Source organism: Blastococcus sp. VKM Ac-2987 (genome assembly GCF_026967805.1).
In the GTDB taxonomy this organism is placed as follows: domain Bacteria; phylum Actinomycetota; class Actinomycetes; order Mycobacteriales; family Geodermatophilaceae; genus Blastococcus.
In genome coordinates, this window is record NZ_JAPVBG010000005.1 from 54916 (window position 1) to 79296 (window position 24381).

Here is a 24381-nt window from a genome sequence, read left to right on the forward strand (position 1 = left end):
TTCTCCGTGCTCGTACGCATCGGCAGTCCGCGCGTCCTCGCGCGCCGTACTGCTCTCGGCACCCTCGCCGCCTCCGTGGCCGTGGTGGGCATCCCCGCCTTCGCGCAGGCGGCGCCGCCAACCACCCCGTTCATCTCCGAGCTCCACTACGACAACGCCGGCGCGGACGTCGACGAGTTCGTCGAGGTGCAGTTCCCGGCCGGTTCCAGCACGACCGGGTGGACCGTCGAGCTCTACAACGGGTCCAACGGGGCCCGCTACGACTCCGACAGCCTGGAGCCGAATGCTGACGGCATCGCGGTCGTCACCTACTCGGGCACCCTCCAGAACGGCTCACCCGACGGCATCGCGCTCGTCGGCCCGGCCGGCCTGGTCGAGTTCCTGTCCTACGAGGGCGTGATGACCGCCAGCAATTCGACGGCCGCCGGCACGACGAGCATCGACATCGGTGTCTCGGAGGCCGGCACGGAGCCCGCCGGGCAGTCGCTGTCGCGCAGCTACGACGCCGGCACCGACGCGCTCGTCTGGTCCGGGCCGGCCGCAGCCACCCCGGGCGTGGTCAACTCCGCCGCACCCGGTCCGGTGGAGCCGCCGCCGGCCGCCGGCGAGGTCTGTGACACCGCGGTGACGAACGAGATCGGCGAGGTCCAGGGCGCCGGCGGGACCACCCCGCTGGCCGGCTCCACGGTCACCGTGCGGGGCGTCGTCGTCGGCGACACCCCCGGACTCTCCGGCTTCTACCTGCAGGACGTCGACGGCGACGGCGACGCCGCCACCTCCGACGGGATCTTCGTCTTCTCCTCCGTCGAGGTGGATCTGGGCGACACGGTCGCGGTGACCGGCCTCGCCCAGGAGTACTTCGACCAGACCCAGATCCGCGGCGAGGCGAACGTGGGCATCTGCGCCGACGGCACCGCCGCGGACCTGCCGTCGGCCACCCCGCTGGACCTGCCCGCCGACGACGACGTCCGCGAGCGGCTCGAGGGCATGCTGGTCGCACCGGTCGATCCGCTCACCGTCAGCGAGGTCTTCGACCTCACCAGCTTCGGCGAGCTGACCCTGTCCGAGCGTGGCCGGCTGGTCCAGCCGACCGAGCTGGCCCGTCCCGGCGCCGAGGCGGACGCGATCGCGGCGGAGAACGCGCTGCGCAGCATCGTCCTCGACGACGCCCTCAGCAGCCGGGTCAGCGTGACCACCGCCCCCTACCTGTCGCCGGAGACCCCGGTCCGGGTCGGCGACACGCTCACCTTCACCGAGCCGCTGGTGCTCGGCTACGGGTTCGACGCCTGGCGGCTGCAGCCGGCCGACGGCACCGCGGACGGCGTCTTCGGCCTGCAGAACACCCGTCCGGCCGCGCCGGGCGTGGTGGGCGGTGACGTCCAGGTGGGCGCGTTCAACGTGCTCAACTACTTCCTCACCCAGGGCGGCGTCGGCCGTGGTGCCACCAGCGACGCGGAGTTCGCGGAGCAGGCCGGCAAGATCGTGCCGGCGATCAACGCGCTGGGCGCCGACGTGGTGACCCTGATGGAGATCGAGGACACCGACTCCACCGGGCTCACCCCCGGCGACGCCGACACGGCGCTGGCCGACCTGGTGGCCCGGCTGAACGCCGACGCCGGTGCCGGCACGTGGGCCTTCGTCCCGTTCCCCGAGGAGCTGTACGCGGTCGACCGGGACGTGATCCGGAACGCGATCATCTACCGGCCCGCCGCCGTCACCCCGGTCGGTCCGTCGGTCGGCCTGGTCGACGAGACGGTCTGGTCGAACGCCCGGGAGCCGATCGCCCAGACCTTCACCGCGGACGGCGACGCCTTCACCGTGGTGGCCAACCACTTCAAGTCCAAGGGCGGCACCGGCACCGGTGACAACCTCGACACCGGCCAGGGCTCGTTCAACGGCGACCGGGTGCGGCAGGCGGGGTCGCTGGCGGCCTTCGCCGAGCAGCTGGAGGCGCGGACCGGCGACCCGGACGTCCTGCTGATGGGCGACTTCAACGCCTACACCCAGGAGGACCCGATCGAGGTCCTCCGCGAGGAGGGCTTCGTCGACCTCGGCGAGCTGTTCGACCCGGGCCGGTACAGCTACGTGTTCGACGCGCTGTCCGGCTCGCTGGACCACGCGCTGGCCACGCAGGAGCTGACCGCCAAGGTGACCGACGTCGTGCACTGGAACATCAACTCGGTGGAGTCCTTCGCCTACCAGTACTCCGGCGACCCGGCGCTGTACGCGGCCGACCCCTACCGCTCCAGCGACCACGACCCGCTGCTGCTCGGCATCGACCTGCAGGAGGCCGTGGTCGAGCCGGAGCCGCTGCTCTGCCAGGGCCTCGAGCCCACGATCGTCGGCACCGAGGGCGACGACGTGCTCGTCGGCGGCAACGGCGTCGACGTGATCATGGGCCTGGGCGGCGACGACGTCATCACCGGCGGCAACGGCGCGGACGTGATCTGCGGCGGGAACGGGGACGACGTCGTCAACGGCAACAACGGGGACGACGTCCTGCTCGGCGGCGCCGGCGACGACCGGCTGTACGGGGACAACGGCAGCGACACGCTGATCGGCGGCCCGGGCACCGACGTCCTCGACCAGGGCAGGGGCACGGGCCGCGAGGACCAGGACGGCGCCGAGTCCTGACCTGACGGCTCCACGGACGCGCGCCGGCGCGGCACCCCGAACGGGGTGCCGCGCCGGTCGTGTCCTGCGGGTCAGTCGCTGTCGAGGCCCTCGGCCAGGGTGCGGGCGACCGTCTGGAGCAGCGGGTGCACCGCCAGGTCCTCCACGGGCACCGGCAGCGGCAGGGACCAGTTGGGCCGGTCGCCGGCGCCGGGCATGTTCGGCCGGCGCTGCTCGCCGAGGGCGTCGTCCAGCGTCGCCGACAGCAGCAGCGACGGCGACGTCGCCAGCAGGGCGTGCGCCTGCTCCACCGCCTGCTCGACCGTGGCGTCGTCGGAGAGCCCCGGCAGGTGCGCCAGCAGCGAGCTGCGGCCGCGCTCGAGCTCCTCGTCGGTGCCGGTCCCGTGCTCCCGCTGCTCGTCGACGTCGGCCTCGGTCCACAGCCCCGCCACCGTCGGCAGGTCGTGGGTGGTGATCGCCGCCATGGCCTCGGCCGGCCACTCGGCGGGGGCGTCGTCCTCGAACCAGAGCAGGCGGTAGGACAGCACCCCGTGCTCGGCCATGGCCTCGCGGACACCGTCCTCGACGGTGCCGAGGTCCTCGCCGACGACGAGCGCCTGTGCCCGGTGGCTCTCCAGCGCGACGATGTTCAGCAGGTCCTCGGCCGGATAGCGGACGTAGGCGCCGTCGGCCGCGCTGCCGTCCGAGGGCACCCACCAGAGCCGGAACAGGCCCATGACGTGGTCGATGCGCAGGCCGCCGGCGCCGGCGATGGTCGCCCGGATGGACTGGACGAACGGCTCGTAGTCGGCGTCGCGCAGCCGCCAGGGGATCAGCGGCGGGGAGCCCCAGTCCTGCCCGGCGGAGTTGAACGCGTCCGGCGGTGCACCGACGCTGACGCCGTCGGCGAGCACCTCCTGCCACGCCCAGGCGTCGGCGCCGCCGCCGGCGAAGCCGATCGGCAGGTCCTGGATGACGGTCATCCCGTCGGTGGCTGCGGTGAACTGCAGCTCCAGCGCCCACTGCAGCCAGGCGTGGAAGGCGACGACCGCCCCGTGCTGCTCGGCGTAGCCGGCCACCCCGGGGCCGTCGGGCCGGCGCAGCTCGGCGGGCCAGGTGTGCCAGTCGGCGCCGTGCTCCTCGGTGATCGCCGCCCAGGTGGACCAGTCCTGCAGGGTCTGCCCCTGCTCCGCCCGCCAGCGGCCGAACGCCTCGCCGCCGCTGTGGGCGAAGAAGATCCGCATCAGGACCTCGCGCTTGCGCGCCCAGATCGCGTCCCGGTCGATCAGCGCACCCTCGGACAGGGCCCGGCCGGCGTCGGCCTCCAGGTCGACGGCCTCGGCGCCGGGCACCTCGTCGACCCGCAGGTAGATCGGGTTGCGGAACCGGCGGGTGGCCGGCAGGTAGGGGCTGGCCTCCTGCTCGGCGATCGGCGCGACGGCGTGCAGGGGGTTGATGAGCACGAACCCGGCGCCCTGGTCGGCGGCCATCCGGCGGATGGTGCGCAGGTCGCCGAGGTCGCCGATGCCCCAGCTGTCCCGGCCGCGGGCGGCGTACAGCTGCACTGCCCAGCCCCAGGCGCGCTCGTCGGGCAGCCAGCAGCGGCCCGGCGACACGATCAGCCGGCGCCGGCGGCCCTGCGGCGACTGCAGCCAGTGGTAGCCGAGCGGGAAGTCCTCCGGCAGCTGGCCGTCGATGTGCCGGACCTCGCCGTCCTCGCAGACGACGTCGGCCTCGTCGACCTCCAGCGCGTCCCCGGGACGGGCCACGATGGGCGCGCGCTCCTCGAGGTCGGCCGGCGGTTCGCCGATGACCGCCCGCAGCCGCTCGATGGTCTCCTGCGCTACCTGGTGCTCCTCGTCGAGCGCATCCAGCCAGCTCGCATCGATGCCCCAGTCGTCGGTCGTCGGCTTCGTCGTCACCCCGCGATCCTCGCCGGGGCGGGGGCAGCCCGCAGCCTCAGTCGCGGGTCCGGGCGCGTGACGTCGCTCGCTTCGTGGCCGGTGCGGCCGCCGGGTCCTCCGGCCAGGGGTGCCGGGGGTACCGGCCGCGCAGCTCGCTGCGGACGGCGGGGTAGCCGGTGGTCCAGAACCCGGCGAGGTCGGTCGTCGTGGCGACGACCCGCTGCGCCGGGGAGAGCAGCTGCAGCCGCAGCGGTCGCCCGGCCACCAGCGGGGCCTGCCCCCAGCCGAACACCTCCTGCACCCGCACCGACAGGGTGGGGACGGCGGGATCGGTGTAGTCCACCCGGATCCGCGACCCGGTCGGGACCGTCACGGAGTCGGGCACCACGGCGTCGAGGTCGCCGGCCACCTGCCACGGCACCAGGGCCCGCAGCGCGGCGACGACGTCGATGCGGGCCAGGTCCGCCCGGCTGCGCGCACCGGCGACGTCGACGGTGGCCAGGAGGGCCGTGTCGTCGACGGCGGGCCACGGGTCGCCGAGCCCGCCGTGCGCCGCGGCCAGGCGCTCGCGCAGCCGGCGGGCCGCCGGGGTCCAGCGGAGCAGCCCGAGCCCCTCCGCGCGCAGGCCCTTCGCCACCGCGGCGGCCACGGCGGCGCGGTCCGGATCGCGCAGCGGGCGCTCGGCCAGCACGATCGCGCCCAGCCGCTCCACGCGGGCGCTGCGGACGTCGCCGTCGCGCCAGGACACCTCGTCCCGGTCCCGGTGCAGCGCACCGGCGGCCTCGAGGGCGGTCGCCTCGTCGATCGCCACGGCCGACCGCACCCGGGCGTCGCGCCGGCCGGGGGCCCGGTCGGCGACGGCGACGGCCAGCCAGGACGCCCCGGTCAGCGCCGTCCCGGGCGCCAGCTCGGCGCCGGTGCCGGCGGCCATCAGGTAGGTGCCGGTGCCGCCCGGCCGGCGCCGCGCCAGCCGCTCGGGATGGGCCAGGCCGACCACCAGGCCGGCCGCCGTGTCGTCGGGAAGGTTGCCGTCGGGCAGCCGGGGAGCGGCGACGTCGTCGAGCGCACGCCCGAGGCGGCCCACCTCCTCCCGCCACCGGGCCGTGGCGCTCCGGTCGGCACCCGAGCGCAGGGCCCGCCAGGTCACGGTCAGGTCGTCCCCGCGGGCGGGGACGTCGGCGGAGAGCAGGGCGACCACCTCGGCGGCCCGGCGACGGCCGACCAGCGGAGCGCCGTCCAGCAGCGCGCGGGCGAGGCGGGGATGCACCCCGAGGGTGGTCAGCGCGCGTCCCCGGGCGGTCGCCCGGCCGTCGCCGTCCACCGCGCCGAGGTCGTGCAGCGTCTGCCCGGCCACGACCAGGGCCGCCGGCGGCGGGGGATCGAGCAGGGCGAGGCCCGTCCCGCCGGGCGCTCCCCAGCACGCCAGCTCCAGCACGAAGGCGGTCAGGTCGGCGACAGCCACCTCCGGCTCGTCGTGGGCGGGCAGCCGGTCGTGCTCGGCGGGCGTCCAGCAGCGGTAGACCGACCCCGGCCCCTCCCGGCCGGCCCGGCCGGCCCGCTGGGTGACCGCCGCGCGCGAGGCCCGCACGGTGACCAGCGACCCCAGGCCGCGCGACAGGTCGGCCCGCGGCACGCGCGCGAGCCCGGCGTCGACGACGACGCGGACGCCGGGCACGGTCAGGCTGCTCTCCGCCAGCGCGGTGGCCAGCACGACCCGGCGGGGGGAGCCGGCCTGGAGGGCGGCGTCCTGCGCGGCGGCCGGCAGCCGGCCGTGCAGCGGCAGCACGTCGGCGTCGACCCCGTCCAGCAGACCGGCCACCGCGCCGATCTCGCCGGCACCCGGCAGGAACACGAGCACGTCCCCGGCCTGCTCCGCCAGCGCCCGGCGGACGGTCGCGGCCACGTGCGCGAGCAGCCGCGGGTCCACCCGCAGGCCGTGCGGTGGATCGACCGGGGTGGGGGGCGGCGCCCAGCGGACGTCGACCTCGTGCAGCGTCCCGGTCGCCTCGACGACCGGGGCCGGCCCGGCCTCCCCGCCGAGCAGGGCGGCCAGCCGGCCGGCCTGGGCCGTCGCCGACATGGCGAGCAGCCGCAGGTCCGGGCGCAGGGCACCGACGACGTCGAGGCCGAACGCGAGCGCCAGGTCGGTGTCCAGGTGCCGCTCGTGGCACTCGTCCAGGACGACGGCGGCCACCCCGGGCAGCTCGGGATCGGCCTGCAGGCGGCGGACCAGCAGGCCGGTGGTGACCACCTCGACCCGGGTGGCGCCGCTGCGCCGGCTGTCCCCGCGGACGCTGTAGCCCACCCGTCCGCCGACCGGCTCGCCCAGCAGCGCGGCCATCCGGCTGGCGGCGGCCCGCGCGGCCACGCGGCGCGGCTCGGCCACGACGACGCGCCCCGGGAGGGAGCCGGCCAGCGCGAGCGGGACGAGGGTGGTCTTCCCGGTCCCGGGCGGGGCCACCAGCACGGCGGCACCCCGGGCCGACAGCGCGTCCGCGAGCGCGGGCAGCGCGGCCCGGACCGGCAGGTCGGTCCCGGGCGTCCCGGGCGGTGGCAGCACGGCCCCCAGTCTGGCGTGCGCGGTGGGGGCGTCCTGCCACCGCCGTGCGCGCGTGCCCCGGCCCACCACCGGGAAAGGGGACGGGTGTGCCGTCGCTGCAGCTCGATCTCCCGCTCCGCCTGGACCTCGACGCCAAGCGCTCGCTGGCCAGGGAGCTCGGATCCGTCTACGCCGCGGTGATGGACGTCCGGCCGGACTTCGTCACCGTCTCGATCCACGACCTCGGCCCCGGCGGGGTGTGGCGGTGCGGTGCGGAGGACCCGGAGCCGGCGGCCCTGGTCATGTGCGACGTCCGCGCCGGCCGGCCGGCCGCGACCCGCGAGCTCCTCGCCCGCCGGGTCGTCGACGCGTGCGCCCGCGCCTGCGGCCTGGAGGAGCGCCTGGTCAAGGTCGAGTTCACCCAGCACACCGGCGACGAGATGTTCCACCCCCAGCTGGGCGGCTTCGCCCCGGACTGGGCGCCCAGGGCGGGGGAGGGCGCAGGCTGAGCCGGCCGGCCGGCCGGCCGGCCGCAGGCGCCGGGGCGGACGGCGGCTCCGGGGTGCGCGGGCTCAGCCGCGGACGTCCCGGAGGACCGGAGCGAGGGAGGCCTTCTGCTCGAGGCCGATGCCCGGTGCGTCCGGGAGCCGCACGTGGCCGTCCTCCACGGGGTAGCCGTCGGCGAAACCGCCGAACGGCTCGAAGACCCCGGGGTAGGACTCGCACCCGCGCAGGTGGAAGGCCGACGCGATGGACAGGTTGAACTGGTGCCCGCCGTGCGGCACGCAGCGGTCGGGGTTCCAGCCGGAGTCGAACAGCATCGCCACGATCCGGCGGAACTCGGTCAGCCCGTAGCTCAGCGCGGGGTCCATCTGGAGGACGTCGCGGTCGGGACGCAGCCCGCCGTAGCGGATGAGGTTGCGGGCGTCCTGGAAGGACATCAGGTTCTCGCCCGTCGCCAACGGGCCGGGGTACCGTTCGGCGAGCCGGCCCAGGTCCTCGAAGTCCAGCGGGTCGCCGGCCTCCTCGTACCAGTGCAGCGGGTAGGCGCTCAGGGCATCGGCGTAGGCGAGCGCCCGGTCCAGGTCGAACCGCCCGTTGGCGTCGACAGCCAGGTCGCACCCGTCGGGCAGCACGTCCAGGACGGCCTCGATGCGCCGCAGGTCGTCGGCCAGCGGAGCCCCGCCGATCTTCATCTTGACGGTGCGGTACCCCAGGTCCACGTAGGAGAGCATCTCCGCCTGCAGGGCCTCGAGCCCGCGCCCCGGGTAGTAGTAGCCCCCGGCGGCGTAGACCCAGACCCGCTCGGCCGGGGGCGCGGGGGTGCGCGGGTCACGGGCCCGCTCGCTGAGCAGCCGGTTCAGCGGCAGCCCGGCCAGCTTCGCCGCGAGGTCCCAGGCCGCCATGTCGAGGACGCCCATCGCGACCGCCCGGTCGCCGTGCCCGCCGGGCTTCTCGTCCCGCATGGCCGCGCGCCAGATCAGCTCCGGGTCGAGGTCGCCGTGCTCACCCACCAGGCTCCCCGGCTCGGCCTCCAGGACCCGCGGCATGATCCGCTCGCGCAGCAGGCCGCCCTGCGCGTACCGGCCGTTGGAGTTGAAGCCGTAGCCGACCACCGGCTCCCCGTCGCGCACCTCGTCGGTGACCAGCGCCAGGACGCTGACGGTCATCTTCGAGAAGTTGATGAACGCGTTGGACATGTCCGCCTGGATGGGGACCGTCTGCTCGCGGATGTCGACGATGCGCACGGGGCTCCGATCTCTCCGACGACAGCGGCCGCCGGTCACCGGCCACTGGGAACGGTGCCCACGATGGGGGCCGGCGTGCCCCCCGGGACGGATTCGGTCATTTCGTACTCCGGCCGTGACAGCCGACCGGCCCCCGCCGGTGTGGCGCGGGGCACACTGGCCGCGTGCGCAGCCCCGACCTCCCGCTGCGACGGCGTCCCAGGCCGACCAGCCTGGCGCGGCAGCTGCTGCTGCTGCAGGGCCTGGTGGTCGCCGTCATCGTGCTCACGGCGACGGCCGCCGCCTACCTCAACACGCAGCGGACGGCGCAGCACGACGCCGAGGTGCAGGCGACGGCGATCGTGGCCGCGCTCGCCCACTCGCCCCTGGTGGTCGACGAGGTGACCGGCCCCCGGCCGACCGAGGTGCTGCAGCCGTACGTGGAGGCGGTCCGCCGGGACACCGGCATGTCGTTCATCACCGTGTTCGCGCCCGACCGGACCCGCTACACGCACCCCGATCCCGCGCAGATCGGCCGCTCGTTCATCGGCACGATCGAGCCGGCGCTGGCGGGCCGCACCTTCACCGAGACGTACACGGGGACGCTGGGGCCGTCGGTGCGGGCGACCGGCCCCATCCTGGACGAGGACGGCGACGTCGTCGCGCTCGTCTCCGCGGGGATCACGCTGGACGCGATCGGGGCGGACCTCGCCCGCTCGCTGCCCGGCATCCTCGTCGCCGGGCTGGTCATCCTCGCCGTGGGGAGCGCCGGCAGCTGGCTGATCAGCCGGCGGCTGCGCCGGCAGACCCGCGGTCTGGGCGCGCCCGTCCTCGCCCGGATGCTCGACTACTACGAGGCCGTACTGCACGCCGTGCGCGAGGGGCTGCTGGTCGTGGACGGGGACCGGCGGGTGCAGCTGGTCAACGACGAGGCGCGCCGCCTGCTGTCCCTCGACGCGGACCCGAACGGACGGCACGTGAGCGAGCTGGGCCTGTCCGCGGACCTCGTGGAGACGCTGCGCGGGCAGCAGCAGACGGTCGACGAGGTGCACGTGAGCGGCGGTCGGGTGCTGGTGGTGAACCAGGTGCCGGCCCGCGCCCCGGGGGACTCGGCCGGTGTCGTGGTCACCCTGCGCGACCACACCGAGCTGCAGGCCCTCACCGGCGAGCTGGACAGCGTGCGCGCGTTCGCCGAGTCCCTGCGGGCGCAGGCCCACGAGGCGGGCAACCGGCTGCACACCACCGTGTCGTTGATCGAGCTGGGCCGCGGGCAGGACGCCGTGGAGTTCGCCACGGCCGAGCTGGCGTCGGCGCAGCGGCTGACCGACCGCGTGGTCGACGCCGTCGAGGAGCCGGTGCTCGCGGCGCTGCTGCTGGGCAAGTCGGCGACCGCGCACGAACGGGGGGTGCGGCTGGAGATCGACCCGGGCACCGCCGTCGCGGCGACGGGCATCCCCAGCGGCGAGCTGGTGACCATCGTCGGCAACCTGCTCGACAACGCCATCGACGCCGCGCTCGCCGGTGCACCGCCGCGCGAGGTGCAGTTCGCCGCCTGGGTCGACCGCGATCGCCTGGAGATCCGGGTGGAGGACAGCGGGCCGGGGCTCACCGAGCAGCAGGTGCCCCGGGTGTTCGAGCGGGGGTGGACCACCAAGGACGCCGACGACCAGCTCCCGGCGGGCGCCGGGCGGGGGCTGGGCCTGGCCCTCGTCGCCCAGGCGGTCCGCCGCAACGGTGGTTCGGTCACCGTGCGCCCGGGTCCCGGCGCGCAGTTCGCCGTGTCGCTGCCGGTCCGCACCGCCGTGGGGAGCGCACCGTGATCCGGGTCCTGGTGGTCGAGGACGAGCCGGTCGCCGCCGAGGCGCACCGCACCTACGTCGACCGCACGGCGGGCTTCGGCACCGCGGCGGTCGCCGGCACCGGCGCCCTCGCCCTGGACGCGCTGGCGCGCGTGCCGGTGGACCTGGTCCTGCTGGACATGAACCTCCCCGACACGCACGGCGTGGAGCTGTGCCGGCGGATCCGCGCCGCCCGCCTCGACGTGGACGTCCTCGCCGTGACCTCGGCCCGGGAGCTGTCCACGGTGCGCGCCGCCGCGGCGCACGGCGTCGTCGGCTACCTGCTCAAGCCCTTCACCTACGCTGCCCTGCGCGACCGGCTGCTGGCCTACGCCGACTACCGCGACCGGCTGCCCGTGGACGGCGACGCCGCCGGTCAGGAGGACGTCGACCGGGCACTGGAGGGCCCGCGACCCCAGCGGCAGGCCTCGCTCCCGAAGGGCATGCACCCCCAGACCCTCGACGCCGTGGTCGCGGTGCTCCGCGCCGCCGACGGGCGGTCCGCCGCCGAGACCGCCGCCCAGACGGGTACGTCGCGGATCACGGCGCGCCGCTACCTCGAGTACCTCGCCGAGACCGGGCTGGCCACCCGCACGCCCCGCTACGGCGGCGCGGGGCGGCCGGAGACCGAGTACCGCTGGCGGTGAGCCGCGGCAGCCGGGCGGCGCCACCGTGCCCGGGAGGCGCCGGCCCCCGTGGGCGCAGCGGTCCGGCGGGGCCGTCCCGTGTACAGAATGGACGAAATGTCGCCTGCGTCACACCCGGTGGTGCAGGGTCTGCCCGACCGGAGCCGGTCCGCCATCCTGGAGGGGTTCGACCCATGTCCCTGCACCACCTCACCGATCCCGGTGCGCGCACGCGACCGGTTCGACACGGCCTCGGCCGTCTCCCGCGCCTGGCCGGCCTGGCCGTCGCCTCCCTCCTCCTCAGCGCGTGCGGCGGCGCCGGGGGCGCCGGCGGTGGCGGCGACGAGGCGGCCGCCGGCTTCCCGGAGGACGACATCACCTTCGTCGTCCCCTTCTCCGCCGGCGGCCCGACCGACACGGTGACCCGCCTCGTCGCCGAGCCGATGAGCGAGGAGCTCGGCGTGTCGATCGTCGTGCAGAACGTGGAGGGCGCCGGCGGCACCATCGCGGCCGGCGAGGTCGCCGCGGCCAACCCCGACGGCTACACGGTGCTGATGCACCACATCGGCATGTCGACCGCGCCGTCGCTGTACGCCGACCTGCCGTACGCGCCGCTGGAGGACTTCAAGACGGTCGGGCTGGTCACGACCGTGCCGATGACGATCGTCGCCCGCCCCGACTTCGAGCCCCAGACGATGGAGGAGCTGGTCATCTACCTGGAGGAGAACGCCGGCGACGTCACGCTGGCCAACGCCGGTGTCGGTGCGGCCTCGCAGCTGTGCGGCCTGCTCCTGCAGGAGGCCCTCGGCGTCGAGCTCACCGAGGTCGCCTACGAGGGCACCGGCCCCGCCCTCACCGACCTCGTCGGCGGCCAGGTCGACCTCATGTGCGACCAGACCACCAACACGACCGGGCAGATCCAGGCCGGCGAGATCAAGGCCTACGCGGTCACCACGCCGGAGCGGGTGGACAGCCTGCCGGACCTGCCGACCACCGAGGAGGCCGGCCTGCCCGACCTGCAGGTCGGCGTGTGGCACGGGCTCTACGTCCCGGCCGAGACGCCCGACGAGGTCGTGACGACGCTCAGCGAAGCACTCCAGGCGGCGCTCGGGGACCAGAACGTGATCGACCAGCTGGCCGAGCTCGGTTCCGAGCCCGCCCCGGAGGAGGACGCGACGCCCGAGGCGCACACCGAGCAGCTCACCAGCCAGATCGACCTGTGGCAGCCGATCATCGAGGAGGCCGGGGTCGCCGCGGACTGATCGCCGTGGCGGTGGGGCGGGTCGTCCGGTCGGGACGGCCCGCCCCACCACCGTCCCCTGCCCCCGAGAGCCACCCGAGGACGCCATGAAACTGCACGATGCCCGCAAGGACCTGCTCGCGGGTGCGATCTTCACCGGGTTCGGGCTGGCCTTCGCCATCACGTCGGCGTCGTACGACATCGGCACCCCGCTGCGCATGGGACCGGGGTTCTTCCCGCTGGTCCTCGGCGGGCTGCTCGTGGTCCTGGGCATCGCGATCGCCGTCACGGGCTTCATCGCCGGCGAGGGGAGCGACCCGGGACCCGTCCCGTGGCGGGCGCTCGTGCTGCTGGTCGCCGCCCTGCTCTTCTTCGGCTACTTCGTGCGCGCGCTCGGCCTGGTGCCGACGCTGCTGGTGACCGTCACGATGGCCGGGCTGGCCGGGCGGAGCGTCCGGGTGGTCCCGGCCGTGGTCATCGCGGTGAGCATCACCGCGCTCAGCGTGCTGATCTTCGTGGTGGCGCTGCAGCTGCGGCTGCCGCTCCTCGGCCCGTGGCTGGGGGGCTGAGCCGGACATGGGCGTGCTCGAGAGCCTCGCGCTCGGCTTCGCGACGGCGTTCACGCCGGTCAACCTGCTGTTCTGCCTCATCGGCGTCGCCCTGGGCACGGCAGTCGGCGTGCTGCCCGGTATCGGGCCGACCGCCACGATGGCGTTGCTGCTGCCGATCACCTTCGGCTTCGACCCGGTCACCGCGCTGATCATGCTGGCCGGCATCTACTACGGCGCCCAGTACGGCGGGTCGACCACCGCCATCCTGATCAACCTGCCCGGTGAGTCGTCGGCCGCCGTGACGGCGATCGACGGGTACTCCATGGCCAAGCAGGGCCGGGCCGGCAAGGCGCTGGCCACCGCGGCCCTCGGCTCCTTCTTCGCCGGCACCGTGGCCACGCTGTTCGTGGCGCTTCTCGCCGCGCCCATCGCCGACATCGCGCTCGAGTTCGGGCCGGCCGAGTTCGCCGCCCTCATCGTGCTCGGCCTCATCGCCTCCATCACGCTGGCGAGCGGCTCGACGCTCAAGGCGCTGGCCATGATCGTGCTGGGTCTCCTGCTCGGCACCGTCGGTCAGGACATCGCCACCGGCACGCCGCGGTTCACCTTCGGCGCGCGCGAGCTGTTCGGCGGCCTGGAGTTCGTCTCCCTCGCGGTCGGCCTCTTCGGCATCGCCGAGATCCTGCGCAACCTCGAGGGCGACATGACGCGCAGCGTCATGGTCAAGAAGGTCGAGGGCCTCTGGCTCTCCAGGGACGACTTCCGCCGCATCCGGATGCCCGTGCTGCGCGGGACGGCGCTGGGCTCGGCGCTCGGTGTCCTGCCCGGGGCCGGGCACGTCCTCGCGTCGTTCCTGTCCTACTCGGTGGAGAAGCGTTCCTCGAAGCGGCCCGAGGAGTTCGGCAGGGGAGCCATCGAGGGCGTCGCCGGGCCGGAGTCGGCGAACAACGCCGCCGCGCAGACCTCGTTCATCCCGCTGCTGACCTTCGGGCTGCCGGCCAACTCGGTCATGGCCATCCTGCTCGGCGCGCTCTACATCCAGGGCATCGTCCCCGGCCCGCTCGTCATCGAGAACGAGCCGGAGCTCTTCTGGGGGCTCATCGTCTCGTTCTGGATCGGCAACCTGTTCCTCGTGCTGCTCAACCTGCCGCTGATCGGGCTGTGGGTGAAGATGCTCACGATCCCGTACCGGTGGCTGTTCCCGGCGATCATCGCGTTCGCCTGCATCGGCACGTACGCGATCAGCCTCAACGCGTACGACGTCTACGCCATCGCCTTCTTCGGGCTCCTCGGCTACGCACTCGTCAAGCTGGGCTGCGAGCCGGCGCCGCTGCTCCTCGGTTTCGTGCTCGGGCCGCTGCTGGAGGAGTACCTGCGCCGGGCGCTGACCATCTCGCAGGGTGACGCGACGGTGTTCCTCACCCGCCCGATCTCCCTGTCCCTGCTGGTCCTGGCGGCGCTGGCCCTCGTCGTCGCGGTGCTCCCGACGGTCCGTCGCAAGCGCGAGGTCGTGTTCGAGGAGGAGTCCTAGCGAGCGGGCAGGTCGCCGCGCGCCGGCGCGGTCAGGCGTAGGCGCCGAGCGCGAGGTGGACGGCCAGGCCCAGCCCGGCCAGGGCGATGATCCGCCGCAGCGCGGTCTGGGGTGCCACGCGGACGATGCGCGGGCCGAGGAGGGAACCGAGGAACAGCCCGATGGCCAGCGGCAGGGCGGCCGACCAGACGATCGTGGCGAAGAGGGCGAAGCCGATCGCGGCAACGGTGTTGGCCACGCCCAGCACGACGTTGCGCATCGCGTTGCTGCGGGGGAGGCCCTCGCCCGTGGTGAGCAGGAACGTGGCCATCATCAGCACGCCGGCCGCGGCACCGAAGTAGCCGCCGTAGACCGAGATGGCGAGGACGGCGATCGGCAGCCACCACTGGTCCGGGCGTCCGGCGCGCTGCGCAGCCCCCTCGGCCGCCAGCTCCCGGGGTGAGCGCTGCACGAGGATGGCGATCGACGCCGCGCCGATCAGCCACGGCACGATCTTCTCGAACCCGCCGGCCGGCGTGGCCAGCAGCAGCGCCGCGCCGGCGGCTCCGCCGAGCAGCCCGGCAGCCATCAGCGGGAGCAGGCGCCGTCCCTGCCCCGCGAGCTCCGGGCCCGAGGCGCTCACCGTGCCCACGCCGACCACGACCAGCGCGGCGGTGTTGGTGACGTTGGCCGTCACCGGGGGGAGGCCGGCCGCCAGCAGCGCCGGGTAGCTGATCAGCGAGGCGAGGCCGGCGATGCTGCCGGTGAGCCCCGCCCCGACGCCGGCGAGGACCAGGAAGCCGAACTCCCAGGCGCTCACCCGGTCACCAGCACCACGATCGCGACGAGCCCGAGGACCACGATCGCCGTCCGCAGCACGGCGACCGGCAGGCGCCGGCCGTAGCGGGAGCTCACGGCGGCTCCCGGCAGCGAGCCCAGGGACAGCAGCGCGGCGGCCCACCAGTCGATGCGGTCGGTGGCGACGACCACGTAGGCGACGGCGGCGACGGTGTTGACCGCCAGCGTCAGCACGTTCTTGATCGCGTTCAGCCGCTGCAGGGGCTCGCGCAGCAGGAGGCCGAAGATGCCGATCTGGAGCACGCCCTGGCTGGCGGCGAAGTACCCGCCGTAGGTGCCGGTGAAGTACGCGCCGGCGAAGCAGGCGGCGAGCCGCCCACCACGGACCGGCGGAGCCGTGCCCTCGTCCGGCCGGGCGGGCAGGCTGCGCTGGACCAGCGGCTGGAGGACGACCAGCACGACGGCGAGCCCGATGAGGACCGGCACGATCGCCGCGAACGCGGCAGCGGGCAGGCTCAGCAGCAGGAACGCCCCGGTGAGCGCGCCGAGGACCGAGGCGGGCAGCAGCCGCAGGAGCAGCCGCCGCTGCCCGCTCAGCTCCCGGCGGTAGCCGATCGAGCCGCTGATGTTGCCGGCCACCAGGCCGAGGGAGTTGCTGATGGTGGCCGTCACCGGGGGGAGGCCGACCGCCAGCAGTACCGGGAAGCTGACCAGGGTGCCGGACCCGACGACGGCGTTGATGCCACCGGCCGCGAAGCCGGCCGCGGTCACCGCGAGCATCTCCCACCCGGTCATGCGGTCATCGCCGGGAAGCGTCGCACGCAGCCGGGGCCGCCCGCCGGTCCAGGCGTGTCTATCGGCTCACACCCGGGGGCGTGCCCCCCACGGCGGGACGGACGGCGCCGGCGGCCGCGTCGGCCGCCGACGGGGGGGGCGCCCCGCTGGCCGGGGCGCCGACACTCCGGTAGGCATCGGCCATGCCGGTGATCGGATTCCACAACTCGCACGAGCAGGTCCACCCCGCGGCGCTGCTGGACGCCGTCCGCCACGCCGAGGACGTCGGCTTCACGGCCGCGATGTGCTCGGACCACCTGACCCCCTGGAACCCCCGGCAGGGGGAGTCGGGGTTCGCCTGGTCGTGGCTGGGCGCGGCGATGGCCACGACGTCCCTGCCGTTCGGCGCGGTGAACGCCCCCGGGCAGCGCTACCACCCGGTGATCGTGGCGCAGGCGATCGCCACCCTGGGCGCGATGTTCCCGGGCCGCTTCTGGGTCGCCCTGGGCAGCGGCGAGGCCATGAACGAGCACATCACCGGCGACAAGTGGCCGCGCAAGGACGTGCGCGACGCCCGGCTGCTGGAGTGCGTGGCGGTCATCCGCGCGCTGCTGGCGGGGGAGGAGGTCAGCCACGACGGGCTGGTGACCGTCGACCGCGCCAAGGTCTACACCCTGCCCGAGCAGCAGCCCGCCCTCATCGCCCCGGCGGTGAGCGTGGCCACCGCCCGCAACGGCGCCGCGTGGGCCGACGGCCTGGTGACCATCAACCAGCCGCACGACAAGCTGCGCGAGATGATCGCCGCCTACCGGGACGCCGGGGGACAGGGCACCCTGGCGCTGCAGGTGCACGTCTCGTGGGACCCCGATCCCGACCGGGCGCTGGGCATCGCGCACGACCAGTGGCGCAGCAACGTCTTCCCGCCGCCGCTGTGCTGGGACCTCGACAGCCCGGAGGCCTTCGAGCAGGCCAGCGCGCACGTGACGCCGGAGGGCGTGACGGAGGCCGTGCGGGTGTCGGCCGACCTCGGCCGGCACACCGCCTGGCTGCAGGAGTACCTGGACCTCGGGTTCGACCAGATCTACCTGCACCACGTGGGCGTGGAGCAGCGGGCGTTCCTCGACGCCTTCGGCGAGCACGTCCTGCCGCAGCTCGGCGTCACCGCGCCGGCCCCCGCGGTGGCGGTGCAGCGGTGAGGATCACCGACACGGCCGACCTGTGGTGGAAGAACGCCGTCGTCTACTGCCTGGACGTCGAGACGTTCATGGATTGGAACGGCGACGGGGTCGGCGACCTGCAGGGCCTGGCGCAGCGCATGGACCACCTCGCCGACCTCGGCGTCACCTGCCTGTGGCTGATGCCCTTCTACCCGACCGCCGGGCGGGACGACGGCTACGACATCACCGACTACTACGGGGTCGACCCCCGGCTGGGGGACCACGGCGACCTCGTCGAGGTGATCCGGACGGCGAACGACCGGGGGATGCGGGTGATCGCCGACCTCGTCGTCAACCACACCTCCGACCAGCACCCGTGGTTCCGGTCGGCGAAGGAGAGCAAGGACTCGCCGTACCGCGACTTCTACGTGTGGCGGGACGACGAGCCGCCGGACACCAGCGACCAGGTGGTCTTCCCCGACGCCGAGGGGGGCATCTGGACGCACAGCCCGGAGACCGGCGAGTGGTACCTGCACCGCTTCTACTCCGAGCAGCCCGACCTCAACGTGGCCAACCCGAAGGTCCGCGACGAGATCGCCAAGATCATGGGCTTCTGGCTGCAGCTGGGGCTGTCCGGCTTCCGGGTCGACGCCGTGCCGTTCCTCCTGGAGACCGCCGGGATGGACGATGACTCGGCGGCGCGGTTCCCCGATCCGCACGCCTACCTGCGGGCGCTGCGCGCCTTTCTCGGCCGCCGGACCGGGTCCGGCGTGCTGCTCGGTGAGGTCAACCTGCCGTTCGAGGACCAGGTGCGGTTCTTCGGCGGCCAGGACGGCGACGAGCTGACCATGCAGTTCGACTTCAACACCATGCAGCAGACCTACCTCTCGCTGGCCCGTGGTGACGCCGGGCCGCTCGCCGCCTCGCTGGCCGCCCGCCCGGAGATCTCGCCGGACAGCCAGTGGGGGACGTTCGTCCGCAACCACGACGAGCTCACCCTGGACAAGCTGACCGAGGACGAGCGCGCCGAGGTCTTCGCCGCGTTCGGCCCGGAGCCGCGGATGCAGGTCTACGACCGGGGCCTGATCCGGCGGCTGCCCCCGATGCTGTCCGGCGATCCGCGCCGGGTGCGGATGGTCTACAGCCTGCTGTTCGCCCTGCCGGGCACGCCGGTGCTCTTCTACGGCGAGGAGATCGGCATGGGGGAGGACCTCTCGGCCGGGAGCCGGCTGTCGGTGCGCACCCCCATGCAGTGGAGCGGCGGGGTCAACGGCGGGTTCTCCCACGCCACGGCCGACGAGCTGACCCGGCCGGTGGTCGACGGCGGCTTCGGCCCGGAGTTCGTCAACGTCGCCGACCAGCGCCGGGACCCGGACTCGCTGCTGTCGTTCATGAAGCTGCTCGTCCGGCGCTACCGGGAGTCCCCGGAGCTCGGCTGGGGCGAGTTCGCAGTCCTCGACCAGCCGCACCCCGCGGTGCTCGCCCTGCTGTGCACCTGGGACGACGCGGCGCTGGTCACCCTGCACAACCTCGGACCCGACCCGCGGGCGGTGCCGCTCACCGTGCCCGGGTGCGACAGCGGGCACCGCCTGGAGGACCTGCTCACCTCCGGCAGCACCCCGCTGGGGGACGACGGGGCCGCGGAGGTGGCGCTGGAGGGCTACGGCTACCGCTGGCTGCGGGTGGTCGGCGAGGACAGCCGCCGGTTGCTGTGACCGGCCCGGCGCCCCGCCGGCCGGCTGCGTGGCGCCTGGGCCGGTGGTCAGCCGGTCAGCGCCAGCCACAGCGGCAGGGTCAGCAGCGAGGCCGTGGTCGTCGCCGACACCTGGGCGGCCACGAAGGCGCCGTTGCCCTGCATCCGCGCGGCCAGGACGTAGGCCGCCGTGGCCGGCGGCACGGCGGCCAGGGCCAGGACGACGAACCGCTGGTCGCCCTCCACGCCGAGCAGCGCGGTGAGCCCGAGGGCGACCGCCGGCACGGCGACCAGCTTGACCGCCCCCAGGTAGGCGGCCATGAGTCGCTGCCCGCGCGGCAGGCCGGCCACGCGGAGCGCGGCGCCGACCGCGAGCAGGCCCAACGGCACCGCCGCGGCGGCCAGCCGGGAGAGCGTGGCGTCGACGGGGGAGGGCAGCGCCAGCCCGAGGAGGTTGCCGCCGAGGCCCGCGACCGTGGCGATGATCAGCGGGTTGCGGGCCACGGCGGCCAGCACGCCGAGCCCGCGCCCGCCGGGCGCTCCGCCGGGCGCGCTGCGGGCCAGCGCCGTGACCGCCAGGACGTTGACCAGCGGGACCGTCACCCCGAGCAGCACGCCCATGAGCGCGAGCGCCGGGACGCCCAGGCCGTCGACCAGCGCCAGGGCGATGAAGGTGTTGAAGCGGAACGCCGTCTGCCACCCCGAGGCCGCCGTCATCCGGTCGACGCCCGGCAGCCACCGGACCACCGCGCCCAGCAGGGCCCCGGCCGAGAGCGCCCCCAGCGCGGCCAGCACCGCCCCGCCGGATCCGGCGGCGGCGAGGTCGGCCGAGAGCGTCGTGCGGAAGAGCAGGGCCGGGAAGAGCACGAAGTAGACGAGGCGCTCGAGATCGACCCAGAAGCCCGGGGAGCGCCAGGCGAACCGGCGCAGGAGCACACCGATGAGGAGGAGCGTGAACTCCGGCAGGACCAGCGCAGCCGCGTTCACCGGGCGAGCCTAGCCACCTGCGGCGGAGGGCTACGGCGCGGCATCACGGTCCGTGAGGAGCCCGCCGGGGCGGCGTCCCCCGCTCGTGGGGCCGGTGCGCCTAGCGTGGCGCACGAGGTGATCGATTCATGAGTGAACGCAACGGAAGCACGGCCGTCGGCACCGGGACCGCGGAGATCCCGGTCGTGCGGCCGACCGACCCCCAGACGGCTCCGACCCCGGCGGAGACGCCGGCGACGACCCCGGCGGCGACGGCGACCCCGGCGGCGACGGCGTCCGGCACGCCCGAACCGGTGGCCGCGCCGGCGGCGGCGCGGGACGGCGACGCGCCGTCGGCGGGGGAGGACGACGTCGTCCCCGGCATGCACGCGACAGCGCCGGTGAGCGTCCGGCCCCGCCCGCGCATGCCGCGCCGCGGACCGCTGACGGTGATGGGGCCGTGGGCGCCGGTCGCCGGCGGGCTGCTGGGCCTGCTGCTCGGGCTGGTCGTGGTCCTGGTGCTCGGCGGCTCGGCCGACACCTTCGACGACCGGCTGGCGCTGACCTTCGCCGTCGTGGGCCTGACCCTGCTGGGCGCCTCCGGCGTCCTGCTCGCCGACGAGGTCCGCATCGTGCGGCAGCGCGCCCGGGAGGCCGGCGTCCGGCCGCAGTGGGTGGAGTCGACCGCGACGCTGGTCAACGGCCTGACACCGGCCCGGCTGCTGCTGCTGGTGAGCGCGTTCGTGCTCTTCCTGTCCGCCTTCGTCAGCCGCGGCTGACGGAGGCGGATCACGCCCCGTCCGACGCCCCGACCGCGGAGGACGGGGCGTGCGGCGCGTCAGGTGTAGGCCTGGATGCCCAGGTGGACGGCGAGGGCGAGCCCGGCGACGGCGATGAGCGTGCGCAGCGCGGCCTGCGGGGCCCGCCGGACCACACGGGGTCCGAGCCGGCCACCGAGGAAGAAGCCGAGCGCCAGCGGTAGCGCGGCCGCCCAGGCGACGTCGGCGAGGACGACGAACCCGATGGCCGCGACGCCGTTGGCCACGCCCAGGACGACGTTCTTCATGGCGTTGCCCCGGGGGAGGCCCTCCCCGGTGGACAGCAGGTACATCGCGAGCAGCAGCACGCCGGCGGCGGCGCCGAAGTAGCCGCCGTAGATGGTCACGGCGAAGGTGCCCAGCGGCAGCCACCGCGGATCGGCTGCGGGAGCGTGCCGGGCCCCCTCGGCGGCCAGCTCCCGCGGTGGCCGCTGCACCAGGCTGGCCAGCGAGCCACCGCCGATCAGCCACGGGACGATCCGCTCGAAGGCGTCCGACGGCGTGAGGAGCACCGCCGCCCCGCTCGTCATGCGTCCATCGGCGACGAGCTTGGCACGCGCCCGGACGCTGCCCGCCCGGTGGTCCGCCGTTGCGCTCCCACCGGTCAGGCGAGCGCGGTGACCCGCGCGAGGACGTCGTCGTCGAGGGGGCGGTCGGCGTGGACCAGGCGGACGGCGTCCGGGTCGGGGTTGCCGGCGTCCGGGCCCCGCCAGACCGGGAACAGGCCGGCGCGCTCGGCCCGGCCGCGCGACTCGGCGTCGTGCTCGAGCAGGCAGGCGACCACGGGCCGGTCGGGGTCGACCGCCCGTGCCGCGTCCAGGGCGGCCGTCACCAGCTCGGCCGCGAGCCCGTGACCCCAGGCCGCCGGCGTGAAGCGGTAGCAGAGGTTCCACCAGGTCGTCCCGGCGCGGACCGCGCAGCCCCCGGTACCCACCACCTGCTCAGTCCTTCCGGCCGGCGTCCACGAGCCGGAGCACCGCGGCGCCCTCCTCGTCCGACGCCTCCAGGTCCACCTCCGCGTCGAAGCCCCAGTCGTGGTGGCCCTCGGGGTCGTCGACGATCTGCCGCACCCGCCAGGTGCCCGGCTCGGCCTTGTCCCAGATCAGCAGCGCCGGCCCGCGGGCGTCGCCACCGGTGTTCACCTCGGCGTGCTCGGCGAAGTAGGCCTGCACCACCGCGCCCCAGCGGTCGGCGTCCCAGCCGGAACCGGCGTCCAGCTCGCCCAGGTCGTACCAGCGGCGGCGGGCCCAGAGCTCCACCCGGCGGAACAGCGCGTTGCGGACCATCGCGGTGAACGCGCGCTCGTTGCCGGTCAGCGGCCGCGGGCGGGCGGGCACGGCGACCGGCACGTCCAGCGGCTGGTCGGGGGAGGTGAGCTGCTCCCACTCGTCCAGCAGCGAGGAGTCGACCTGGCGCACCAGCTCACCGAGCCACTCGACCAGGTCGGTGACCTCCTCGGTGCGCGCCGCCGCGGGCACCCCCGAGCGCAGCGCCTTGAAGGCGTCGGAGAGGTAGCGGAGCACGGCACCCTCGGCGCGGGTCAGCCCGTAGGTGTTCACGAACTCCCGGAAGGTGAACGCCCGCTCCCACATCTCCCGGACTATCGCCTTCGGCGAGAGCTGCCCGTCGGCCGCCCACGGGTTGCTCTGCCGGTAGACGTCGTAGGCGTGCCCGAGCAGCTCCTCCAGCGGCTTGGGGTAGCTGACCTCCTCCAGCAGCTCCATCCGCTCGTCGTACTCGATGCCCTCGGCCTTCATCTGGGCGACCGCCTCGCCCTTGGCCTTGTTGAGCTGGGCGGAGAGGATCTGCCGCGGGTCGTCGAGGGTGGCCTCGATGACGCTGACCACGTCGAGCGCGTAGGTGTCCGACGCCGGGTCCAGCAGGTCGATCGCGGCCAGTGCGAACGTCGACAGGGGCTGGTTGAGCGCGAAGTCCGGCGGGAGGTCCAGCGTCAGGTCGTAGCGGCGGCCGTCGGGCTCGGCCTCGGGCAGCCGCTCCAGCACGCCGGCCTGCAGCAGCGACCGCGCGATGCCGATCGCGTCCTTGATCAGCCTCAGCTGCTTCGGGCGCGGCTCGTGGTTCTCCGTGAGCAGCCGGCGCATGGCCACGAACGGGTCACCGGGCCGGTCGACGACGTCGAGGACCATCGCCGTCGTCACCCGCATGTGGCTGCTCAGCTTCTCGGGGTCGCCCTCGACCAGCCGGTTCATGGTCGCTTCGCTCCACGGCACCATGCCGTCGGGCACCTTCTTGCGGACCAGCTTGCGGCGCTTCTTCGGGTCGTCGGCGACCTTCGCGAACTGCTTGAGGTTCTCCACCTCGTGCTCCGGCGCCTGGACCACGACCGTGCCCGCGGTGTCGTACCCGGCCCGGCCGGCGCGGCCGGCGATCTGGTGGAACTCGCGCACCTGCAGCAGCCGGGTGCGCGTCCCGTCGTACTTGCTCAGCGCCGAGAAGACGACGGTGCGGATCGGCACGTTGATGCCCACGCCGAGGGTGTCGGTGCCGCAGATGACCTTGAGCAACCCGGCCTGGGCCAGCTGCTCCACCAGCCGCCGGTACTTGGGCAGCATCCCCGCGTGGTGCACGCCGATGCCGTGGCGGACCAGTCGCGACAGCGTCGTCCCGAAGGCGGAGGAGAACCGGAAGCCGCCGATCATGTCGGCGATCGCGGCCTTCTCCTCCTTGCTGCAGACGTTGACGCTCATCAGCGCCTGCGCGCGCTCCAGCGCCGAGGCCTGGGTGAAGTGGACGACGTAGACCGGCGCCTGCTGGGTGTCCAGCAGCTCCTGGATGGTCTCGTGCATCGGCGTCGTCGCGTAGTAGTGGTGCAGCGGCACCGGGCGGACGGCGTTGGCGACCAGCGCCGTCGGGCGGCCGGTGCGGCGGGTGAGGTCCTCCCGCAGCGACGTGACGTCGCCGAGCGTGGCGCTCATCAGGAGGAACTGCGCCCTCGGCAGCTCCAGCAGCGGCACCTGCCAGGCCCAGCCGCGGTCGGGGTCGCCGTAGAAGTGGAACTCGTCCATGACGACCAGGCCGATGTCGGCGTCCGCGCCTTCCCGGAGCGCGATGTTGGCCAGCACCTCCGCCGTGCAGGCGATGATCGGTGCGCCGGCGTTGACCGAGGCGTCGCCGGTGAGCATGCCGACGTTGGCCGCGCCGAAGACGCCGCAGAGCGCGAAGAACTTCTCGCTGACCAGTGCCTTGATCGGCGCGGTGTAGTAGCTGCGTCGCCCGGCGGCCAGGGCCGCGTACTGCGCGCCGGTGGCCACCAGCGACTTGCCCGAGCCGGTGGGCGTGGCCAGGACGACGTTCGCGCCGCTGACCAGCTCGATCAGCGCTTCTTCCTGCGCCGGGTACAGCGTCGTGCCACCGGCCTCGGCCCACGCGGCGAAGGCGGCGAACAGCTCGTCGGGGTCGCCGCCCCGGGCGCGGAGCGCGGTGAGGTCGGTGGGGTCGTCGATCAGCGGCGCGGTCATCGTGAACGACAGCGTGCCCGACGCCCCGGTCCTTCCCGCACCCCGCCCGGCGATCCGCGTCAGGTCACGGATCCATAACGGAACCTGCAGGAACGGCTCGCTGTCGCCGATCTGGGGGGAAGGTGAACAACAGGTGAACGGAAGGTGG

General features: G+C 74.6%; 18 protein-coding genes and 1 pseudogene. 10 read left to right on the forward strand and 9 right to left on the reverse strand.

Translation table 11 applies throughout. The features are described 5' to 3' along the window. Positions 1 to 6: 6 nt before the first annotated feature. Positions 7 to 2634 carry an ExeM/NucH family extracellular endonuclease gene (locus tag O2W17_RS21820; RefSeq protein WP_269194590.1) on the forward strand — a complete coding sequence of 876 codons (2628 nt, stop codon included), beginning with the start codon at positions 7 to 9 and terminating at the stop codon, positions 2632 to 2634. Between the two features lie 71 nt (positions 2635 to 2705). Here the strand turns inward: O2W17_RS21820 and malQ are convergent, their stop codons facing one another. Together malQ and hrpB are read right to left on the reverse strand one after the other, a co-directional pair. Next, positions 2706 to 4535, reverse strand: a complete 1830-nt coding sequence (malQ, locus tag O2W17_RS21825) for a 4-alpha-glucanotransferase (RefSeq protein WP_269194591.1) — start codon at positions 4533 to 4535, stop codon at positions 2706 to 2708. 37 nt (positions 4536 to 4572) lie between these two features. After that, complete coding sequence (gene hrpB / locus O2W17_RS21830; protein WP_269194592.1) at positions 4573 to 7077, reverse strand: ATP-dependent helicase HrpB; 2505 nt, start codon at positions 7075 to 7077, stop codon at positions 4573 to 4575. Between the two features lie 86 nt (positions 7078 to 7163). Here hrpB and O2W17_RS21835 point away from each other — a divergent pair, with 86 nt between their 5' ends. Next, the gene (locus tag O2W17_RS21835) at positions 7164 to 7565 is read left to right on the forward strand and encodes a tautomerase (protein ID WP_269194593.1); all 402 of its coding nucleotides are present in this window, start codon (positions 7164 to 7166) and stop codon (positions 7563 to 7565) included. A 63-nt stretch (positions 7566 to 7628) separates the two neighbouring features. Here the strand turns inward: O2W17_RS21835 and O2W17_RS21840 are convergent, their stop codons facing one another. Then, complete coding sequence (locus O2W17_RS21840; protein ID WP_269194594.1) at positions 7629 to 8804, reverse strand: mandelate racemase/muconate lactonizing enzyme family protein; 1176 nt, start codon at positions 8802 to 8804, stop codon at positions 7629 to 7631. Positions 8805 to 8968: 164 nt separating this feature from the next. Between O2W17_RS21840 and O2W17_RS21845 the strand changes: the two genes are divergently transcribed. The 5 genes from O2W17_RS21845 to O2W17_RS21865 all read left to right on the forward strand — a co-directional run bounded on the left by O2W17_RS21845 (position 8969) and on the right by O2W17_RS21865 (position 14569). Further along, positions 8969 to 10603 (forward strand): sensor histidine kinase, encoded by a 1635-nt coding sequence (locus O2W17_RS21845; RefSeq protein ID WP_269194595.1) that lies wholly within the window; start codon positions 8969 to 8971, stop codon positions 10601 to 10603. Beyond that, positions 10600 to 11268, forward strand: a complete 669-nt coding sequence (locus O2W17_RS21850) for a response regulator (protein WP_269194596.1) — start codon at positions 10600 to 10602, stop codon at positions 11266 to 11268. The genes O2W17_RS21845 and O2W17_RS21850 overlap by 4 nt, the downstream gene beginning before the upstream one ends. A 173-nt stretch (positions 11269 to 11441) precedes the next feature. Continuing rightward, positions 11442 to 12509 carry a tripartite tricarboxylate transporter substrate-binding protein gene (locus tag O2W17_RS21855; RefSeq protein WP_269194597.1) on the forward strand — a complete coding sequence of 356 codons (1068 nt, stop codon included), beginning with the start codon at positions 11442 to 11444 and terminating at the stop codon, positions 12507 to 12509. An 85-nt stretch (positions 12510 to 12594) separates the two neighbouring features. Next, complete coding sequence (locus O2W17_RS21860) at positions 12595 to 13056, forward strand: tripartite tricarboxylate transporter TctB family protein (RefSeq protein WP_269194598.1); 462 nt, start codon at positions 12595 to 12597, stop codon at positions 13054 to 13056. Between the two features lie 7 nt (positions 13057 to 13063). After that, on the forward strand, positions 13064 to 14569 hold the full coding sequence (locus O2W17_RS21865; RefSeq protein ID WP_269194599.1) for a tripartite tricarboxylate transporter permease: 1506 nt from the start codon (positions 13064 to 13066) through the stop codon (positions 14567 to 14569). Between the two features lie 31 nt (positions 14570 to 14600). Here the strand turns inward: O2W17_RS21865 and O2W17_RS21870 are convergent, their stop codons facing one another. Next, positions 14601 to 15368, reverse strand: coding sequence for a sulfite exporter TauE/SafE family protein (locus O2W17_RS21870; protein ID WP_269194600.1), 768 nt, complete (start codon positions 15366 to 15368; stop codon positions 14601 to 14603). Next, positions 15365 to 16141: a sulfite exporter TauE/SafE family protein gene (locus tag O2W17_RS21875; protein ID WP_269194601.1), complete on the reverse strand. Its 777-nt coding sequence runs from the start codon at positions 16139 to 16141 to the stop codon at positions 15365 to 15367. The genes O2W17_RS21870 and O2W17_RS21875 overlap by 4 nt, the downstream gene beginning before the upstream one ends. Before the next feature lie 182 nt (positions 16142 to 16323). On the opposite strand from O2W17_RS21875, the gene O2W17_RS21880 reads away from it, so the two are divergent. After that, positions 16324 to 17316 carry a TIGR03885 family FMN-dependent LLM class oxidoreductase gene (locus tag O2W17_RS21880; protein WP_269194602.1) on the forward strand — a complete coding sequence of 331 codons (993 nt, stop codon included), beginning with the start codon at positions 16324 to 16326 and terminating at the stop codon, positions 17314 to 17316. Next, the gene (locus tag O2W17_RS21885) at positions 17313 to 18992 is read left to right on the forward strand and encodes an alpha-amylase family protein (protein WP_269194603.1); all 1680 of its coding nucleotides are present in this window, start codon (positions 17313 to 17315) and stop codon (positions 18990 to 18992) included. The genes O2W17_RS21880 and O2W17_RS21885 overlap by 4 nt, the downstream gene beginning before the upstream one ends. A gap of 47 nt (positions 18993 to 19039) precedes the next feature. On the opposite strand, the gene O2W17_RS21890 is transcribed toward O2W17_RS21885, so the two are convergent. Next, positions 19040 to 19957 carry an AEC family transporter gene (locus O2W17_RS21890; protein ID WP_269194604.1) on the reverse strand — a complete coding sequence of 306 codons (918 nt, stop codon included), beginning with the start codon at positions 19955 to 19957 and terminating at the stop codon, positions 19040 to 19042. 128 nt (positions 19958 to 20085) lie between these two features. Here O2W17_RS21890 and O2W17_RS21895 point away from each other — a divergent pair, with 128 nt between their 5' ends. Beyond that, complete coding sequence (locus O2W17_RS21895) at positions 20086 to 20715, forward strand: hypothetical protein (RefSeq protein ID WP_269194605.1); 630 nt, start codon at positions 20086 to 20088, stop codon at positions 20713 to 20715. Between the two features lie 59 nt (positions 20716 to 20774). On the opposite strand, the gene O2W17_RS21900 is transcribed toward O2W17_RS21895, so the two are convergent. The 3 genes and pseudogenes from O2W17_RS21900 to O2W17_RS21910 form a co-directional block, all read right to left on the reverse strand. Continuing rightward, positions 20775 to 21284, reverse strand: coding sequence for a sulfite exporter TauE/SafE family protein (locus tag O2W17_RS21900; RefSeq protein WP_269194606.1), 510 nt, complete (start codon positions 21282 to 21284; stop codon positions 20775 to 20777). 74 nt (positions 21285 to 21358) lie between these two features. Then, positions 21359 to 21718, reverse strand: a pseudogene (locus O2W17_RS21905) (GNAT family N-acetyltransferase); the annotation flags it as partial. Further along, positions 21696 to 24233, reverse strand: coding sequence for a DEAD/DEAH box helicase (locus tag O2W17_RS21910; protein ID WP_269194607.1), 2538 nt, complete (start codon positions 24231 to 24233; stop codon positions 21696 to 21698). The pseudogene O2W17_RS21905 and the gene O2W17_RS21910, both read right to left, overlap by 23 nt. Positions 24234 to 24381 lie beyond the last annotated feature (148 nt).